Here is a 6,076-nt window from a genome sequence, read left to right as displayed (position 1 = left end):
TCCCCGCCCCGGCCCGGCACCGCCTGCGTGCGGTGGACCGCGACGAGGTCGTGGACGTGACGGACTTCCTCCCGCCGGGTGCCACCTGGCTGCCCGCTCCGCCGCACACCCTGCCCACCCTGCCGGGACAGCCGCCGATGATCGGCTACCTGGTGCTCGTCCCGGCCGACCAGCAGCCGCCGTTCCTGCCGGTGGCGGTGCCCGACCCGCCGGCCGACAGCGAGGCCGCGCCCGGCGGCGAGGCCCTCGTGCGGATCGACTCCGTGCAGCGCACCGCCTGGGTGAGCGGGCGTGAACTCGAACTGACCTACCTGGAGTTCGAGCTGCTCGCCCACCTCGTCGCGCACCCTAACCGGGTGCACACCCGCGACCAGCTCGTCACCACCGTGTGGGGCTACGGGCATGTGGGTGACGGCCGTACCGTCGACGTCCACATCGCCCGGCTGCGCCGCAAGCTGGGCGCGGAGCACCGCCGGGCCATCCAGACGGTGCGCCGGGTCGGCTACAAGTACACCCCGCCGACCGGCTCCTGATCCGCTGCCGACGCCTCTGCTGACGGCAGAGGACGGTTCCCTCCCGACGCCCGGCCGGGCAGAGTCACCGGCATGAGACTTCTGGTGCTGGGTGGTACGGAGTTCGCGGGACGGGCCGTCGTCGAGGCGGCCCTCGGGCGCGGCTGGGCGGTGACCGTCCTCAACCGGGGACGGCACGCGCCCGTCCCCGGTGTGCGGACCCTGGTCGGCGACCGGACCGCGCCCGGCGGCCTCGACGCGCTTCAGGACGGTGAGTGGGACGCCGTCGTCGACACCTGGTCGGCGGCGCCCCGCGCGGTGCACGAGGCGGCGCGGCTGCTGCGGGGCCGCGCCCTCCGGTATGTGTACGTGTCGAGCTGCTCGGTGTACACGTGGGCCCCGCCCGCCGGGTACGCCGAGGACGCGCCGCTCGTCGAGGGCGCCGAGCCCGACGCGGAGCAGACCGACTACGCCCGCGACAAGCGGGGCGGCGAGCTGGCCGCCGTCGACGCGTTCGGGGAGGCGGACTCCCTGCTCGTACGGGCCGGGCTGATCCTCGGGCCGTACGAGAACGTCGGCCGGCTGCCCTGGTGGCTGTCCCGGACGGCCCGCGGCGGCCCGGTCCTGGCGCCGGGACCGCGCGAACTGCCCCTTCAGTACGTCGATGTCCGCGATCTCGCCGAGTGGATCCTCGGCGCAGTGGAGCAGGGCCTCAGCGGGCCGTTCAACCTGATCAGCCCCCAAGGACACGCCACGATGGGCGAGTTGCTGGAGGCGTGCGTGCGGGTCACCGGCGGCCCTGCGGAACTGCGCTGGACCGCGCCGGAGACCGTCCTCGACGCGGGCATCGAGCCGTGGACGCAGCTGCCCGTGTGGGTGCCGCCGGGCAGCGACATGCACGACGCCCTGCACTCGGCGGACGTCTCACGGGCGGTGGCCACCGGACTGACCTGCCGGCCGGTCGCGGAGACCGTCGCCGACACCTGGCGGTGGCTCCAGGAGATCGGCGGCGAGGCACCCCTGCGCCCGGACCGGCCGCAGAAGGGTCTGGACCCGGAGGTGGAGGCGAAGGTACTGGCGGCGGGGACGGAGTAGAGCCGTTCGGATTCCCCCGCCGGGTCAAGGACGCCGGGCACAGGTGTACCTGGCACCACCTCCCGGTCCGGGGGTCCGGCCCCGTGCCCACGGTCCGCCGGTCGGCCAGACTGACGGGCATGAACACCAACACGAAGGGCGACGGCGGCGGTTCGAGGGCTCGGGGCATGCTGCGCGCCGCCGGGCGCGGGTTCGTGCTGGCCGTGGCCTCCCTCCCACTGGCCGTCCTGTGCCTCACCCTCACCGCCGTGTCGATCGCCCTCATCCCCATCGGCGTCGGCATCGTCACCACGCCCTACGTCCTGACCGGCGTGCGCATGTTCGCGGACCGGCGGCGGGTGCTCGCCGCCGAGTGGGGCGGGGTGCCCATCCCGTCGGCGTACCGGCCGATACCCGAGGGCGCCAACCCCTGGACGCGCACCTTCGTGATGCTGCGGGACCCGGCGACCTGGCGGGATCTGCGGTGGCTCCCGGTGGACATGACGGCGGGGTTCCTGACGGCGCTGCTGCCGGCGATCCTGGTCCTCTACCCGCTGGAGGGGTTCACGCTGGCGTTCGGGCTGTGGCGGGTCTACGGCGACGACCCCTACTGGTACGGGTTCGTGCCCGTCTCCGACCAGGTCTCCGCGCTCGGCGCCGCCGCCCTGGGGGCCGTCCTGCTCATCGTGGCCCACCGGTACGCGGTGAGCGCCTTCCAGGTCCACTTCCGCCTGACCCGGGCCGTCCTCACCCCCAGCGAGGCCGAACTCGCGGAGCGTGTACGCGTGTTGACGCAGACGCGGCGGGACGCCGTGGACACCTCCGCCTCCGAACTGCGGCGCATCGAGCGTGACCTGCACGACGGGGCCCAGGCCCGCCTGGTGGCGATGGGCATGGACCTCGGGACGGTCGAGATGCTCGTCGACAAGGACCCCGAGCAGGCCAAGCAGCTCCTCGCCCAGGCCCGCCGGTCCTCCGCCGACGCCCTCGCCGAACTGCGCGACCTGGTGCGCGGCATCCACCCGCCGGTGCTCGCAGAACGCGGACTGGGCGACGCCGTACGGGCGTTGGCTCTGCGGTTGCCGACACCGACCGAGGTGACCGTGGAGCTGCCCGGCCGGACCGACGCCCCCGTGGAGTCGGCGGCGTACTTCGCGGTCAGCGAGGTGCTCACCAACGCCGTCAAGCACTCCGGCGCCGACCGGATCTGGGTCGACCTGCACCACGCGGACGGCGGGCTGCGGATCTCCGTGACCGACAACGGCGGGGGCGGCGCGGCGATCGGGGCCGGCTCGGGGCTGGCCGGGGTAGAGCGGCGACTGGGTACATTCGACGGCGTCCTGGCCGTCAGCTCCCCGGCGGGCGGTCCCACCATGGTGACCATGGAGATTCCGTGCGTGTTGTCCTAGCCGAAGACCTGTTCCTGCTCCGGGACGGACTCGTCCGGCTCCTGGAGGCGTTCGGCTTCGAGATAGCCGCCGCCGTCGAGAGCGGACCCGAACTGGAACGGGCCCTCGCCGAACTGAAGCCGGACGTCGCCGTCGTCGACGTCCGGCTTCCGCCGACCCACACCGACGAGGGCCTCCAGTGCGCGCTGCGGGCCCGGCGGGAGCGGCCGGGCCTCCCGGTACTGGTCCTGTCCCAGCACGTGGAGCAGTTGTACGCGCGCGAGCTGCTCGCCGACGGCAGCGGCGGGGTGGGCTACCTGCTGAAGGACCGGGTCTTCGACGCGGAACAGTTCGTGGACGCCGTACGGCGGGTGGCGGCGGGCGGGACCGCGATGGACCCGCAGGTGATCCAGCAGTTGCTGGCCCGGCGCGGTGACGACCGGCCGCTGGCCCGGCTGACGCCGCGCGAGCGGGAGGTGATGGAGCTGATGGCGCAGGGCCGGTCGAACACGGCGATCGCCCAGAAGATGGTCGTCACCGAGCGGGCCGTGGCGAAACACACCGCCAATATCTTCATCAAGCTCGGCCTGGAGGTCTCGGACGACGACAACCGGCGGGTCCTGGCGGTGCTGGCCTATCTGGACCGGGACCGGTGACCGTCACAACACCGGTGCCCTGTGCGACCGTTGAGGCGGAATTGTCCCACGGGCCTCTCATCAATTTCTGAGACGGCTGAACACCTCGGGGGCGGCGCGCGTATGAAGAGTCGCCGCTTCACTCCTGTCGGGCGCCTCGATGCGACCCCGCAAGGAAGTCAGAGGAGTTCCATGGGACGCAACACACGTAAACGCCGTTCGTCGATGGCCAACAAGGCCATAGCCGCGTCGGCGGCCCTAGCGCTCGGTGGGGGCGGGCTGATCTGGGCGAACTTCTACGCTTCTGCGCACGAGTCGAAGAACTCGTCGCAGAACCAGACCAAGGCCGCCACCGCCGCCGCGCAGGTGGCCACCATCTCCTGCCCCGACGTCGGGCAGAAGCTGACGAACGTGCCCAGTGGGGCACGCTCGGGGGTCGACAGGGAGCTGGCGAACCTCGACAAGCAGATCACCGAGGCCTACGCCCGGCTCGCCTCGACTCGCCAGGCACAGACCAACGACACCGGTTTCGTCCAGAACGCGATCGTCGGCCCCCTCAAGGACAAGAGGGCCGCCACGATCGACCGGATCCGCATCAACATCCAGCGCTCGGGCGGCCAGGTCCAGGACCTGAGCCAGCTCGCCGCGTGCACCACCCAGGGCGCGCAGACCAATGCCGGCGAGGCCGGCGGCGGCGACCAGAACGGTGGCCAGCAGGGCGGCGGCCAGCAGGACGGTGGCCAGCAGGGCGGCGGCGACCAGAACGGTGGCGAGCAGGGCGGCGGCCAGGACGGCGGCCAGCAGGGCGGCGGTCAGCAGGGCAACGGTGGCCAGGCCGGCAACGGCCCGGCCGCGGCGGACTTCGTCGACATCACCAAGGTCCAGCAGAACGCCCAGCCCGGTGTGGGCGCCAACGGTCTGCGCGCGAACGGCAACGGCGGATCGCGCGGCACCTTCACCAGCGTCTGCGGCACCAACGGCAACGACAACCACAACACGGACAACGTGATCGTCGCCCCCGGTGTCACCAACGGCGCGCACCACCTGCACGACTACGTCGGCAACCAGAACAACGACGCCTTCGCCAGCGACCAGGAGCTGGCGGCTGCCGAGACCAGCTGCCAGAACCAGGGCGACAAGTCGTCGTACTTCTGGCCGGTGCTGCGTGTCCAGGACGGTTCGCAGGACTTCGACCAGAACAACGACGGCGGTGGCAAGGAGGGCAATGTCGGCAAGATCCTCCAGCCGGCCCAGGCCCAGCTGAAGTTCGTCGGCAACAAGCGGGGCAAGGTCGTCGGGATGCCGACGGCGCTGCGCATCATCACCGGTGACGCGAAGGCCTTCGTCAACGGCAACGCCAACGCCAACGTCAACTGGAGCTGCACCGGCTTCGAGAACAAGGTGCAGCTGGAGGACAAGTACCCGATCTGCCCGCAGGGCAGCCAGGTCGTCCGCACGACCAACTTCCAGAGCTGCTGGGACGGTCAGAACATCGACAGCGCCAACCACCGCACGCACGTGGCGTTCGTCCAGGCCAACGGAAGCTGTGCGAACGGTTTCAAGGCGATCCCCCAGCTCCAGGTCCGTCTGGTCTACAACGTCCCGGCGCCCAAGCTGCAGAACGGGCAGGTCGTGAATCCGTACGCGGTCGACTCCTTCCCGGAGAACCTGCACAAGCCGATCACCGACCACAACGACTTCATCAACTTCTTCTCCCAGAACACGATGAACAAGATGGTCAACTGCATCAACACCGGCAAGAAGTGCAAGTAGGCCTCGGCCTGAGCACACGCTGAGTCCGGCCGCACAAGGAAAGACCGGCGGTGAGAATTTCTCACCGCCGGTCTTTGCCGTATCCGTTTCCCGGTGTTTCCGTCTGCGTTGCTGTCTGCGTTTCCGTCCGCGTTTCCGTGTGCTTCGCCCGGAAATTCAATGTCCGGAGTGCGTCGCGCCTTCCGACGGCTCGTGCACGGAGTGGTCCGTGCCCTCCTCGATGTCGCCGCCGAGCGTGTCCCGCAGGGCCGTGACGGTGCTGGTCTCCTCACCCACGGCCACCCACTTGCGGCCGACCAGGTAGTGACCGCCGTAGTCCTTGGCGCCGTTGATCCACTCGCGCTGACCGCGGTCGGTGGCGAACGTCAGCAGGATGAACTTTCCGTCGGCGTTCTTGCAGAGCGCCTGCCGGAGTTCGTCGGCGTCGGTCTGCATGTCGGGCGTGCACTTCACCTCGGCGGCCAGGTGCTCCAGGCTGCCGGTCGCGGTCGCCGGCACGCTCTTCTCCGTGCCTGCGCCGGAACCACAGCCCGTCAGCACCAGCGCCGCGGCGGCGGCCACCGCCGTCACCGCGAGCATCGGTCGGGTCACCTTCATCCTGTTCCTCCCTGCGAGAGCCTCGCTCTGGATACGGCTCCCGCGCGCGGTGCGCTCAAAATACCCGGTGCCCTCTCCGGGGCGGCGGCCGTTCGAG

6 protein-coding genes are annotated in these 6,076 nt (G+C 70.9%); 5 read left to right on the top strand and 1 reads right to left on the bottom strand.

Annotated elements, in window-relative coordinates; all coding sequences use genetic code 11:
• From BZL64_RS33540 to BZL64_RS33520, 5 genes are all read left to right on the top strand, one after another.
• Positions 1–533: winged helix-turn-helix domain-containing protein (locus BZL64_RS33540; protein ID WP_086772871.1), on the top strand; the 533-nt coding region annotated here is incomplete at its 5' end.
• A gap of 72 nt (positions 534–605) precedes the next feature.
• Positions 606–1,607, top strand: coding sequence for an NAD-dependent epimerase/dehydratase family protein (locus BZL64_RS33535; protein WP_086772870.1), 1,002 nt, complete (start codon positions 606–608; stop codon positions 1,605–1,607).
• Positions 1,608–1,726: 119 nt separating this feature from the next.
• A complete protein-coding gene (locus BZL64_RS33530; RefSeq protein WP_086772869.1) occupies positions 1,727–2,995 on the top strand; it encodes a sensor histidine kinase in 1,269 nt (422 codons plus the stop codon).
• Complete coding sequence (locus BZL64_RS33525; protein WP_086772868.1) at positions 2,980–3,630, top strand: response regulator transcription factor; 651 nt, start codon at positions 2,980–2,982, stop codon at positions 3,628–3,630. Before BZL64_RS33530 ends, BZL64_RS33525 begins: the two co-directional genes overlap by 16 nt.
• A gap of 171 nt (positions 3,631–3,801) precedes the next feature.
• Positions 3,802–5,382 (top strand): DUF1996 domain-containing protein, encoded by a 1,581-nt coding sequence (locus BZL64_RS33520; protein ID WP_086772867.1) that lies wholly within the window; start codon positions 3,802–3,804, stop codon positions 5,380–5,382.
• A gap of 156 nt (positions 5,383–5,538) precedes the next feature.
• On the opposite strand, the gene BZL64_RS33515 is transcribed toward BZL64_RS33520, so the two are convergent.
• Entirely contained in the window at positions 5,539–5,979 is a 441-nt protein-coding gene (locus BZL64_RS33515; protein WP_086772866.1) for a hypothetical protein, read from the bottom strand.
• Between the last annotated feature and the right edge of the window lie 97 nt (positions 5,980–6,076).

Source organism: Streptomyces bobili, from assembly GCF_002154575.1.
Taxonomy (GTDB): Bacteria; Actinomycetota; Actinomycetes; order Streptomycetales; family Streptomycetaceae; genus Streptomyces; species Streptomyces bobili.
Note: the sequence above shows the minus strand (reverse complement) of the source record. Positions and strands in the feature narration are given on the sequence as shown.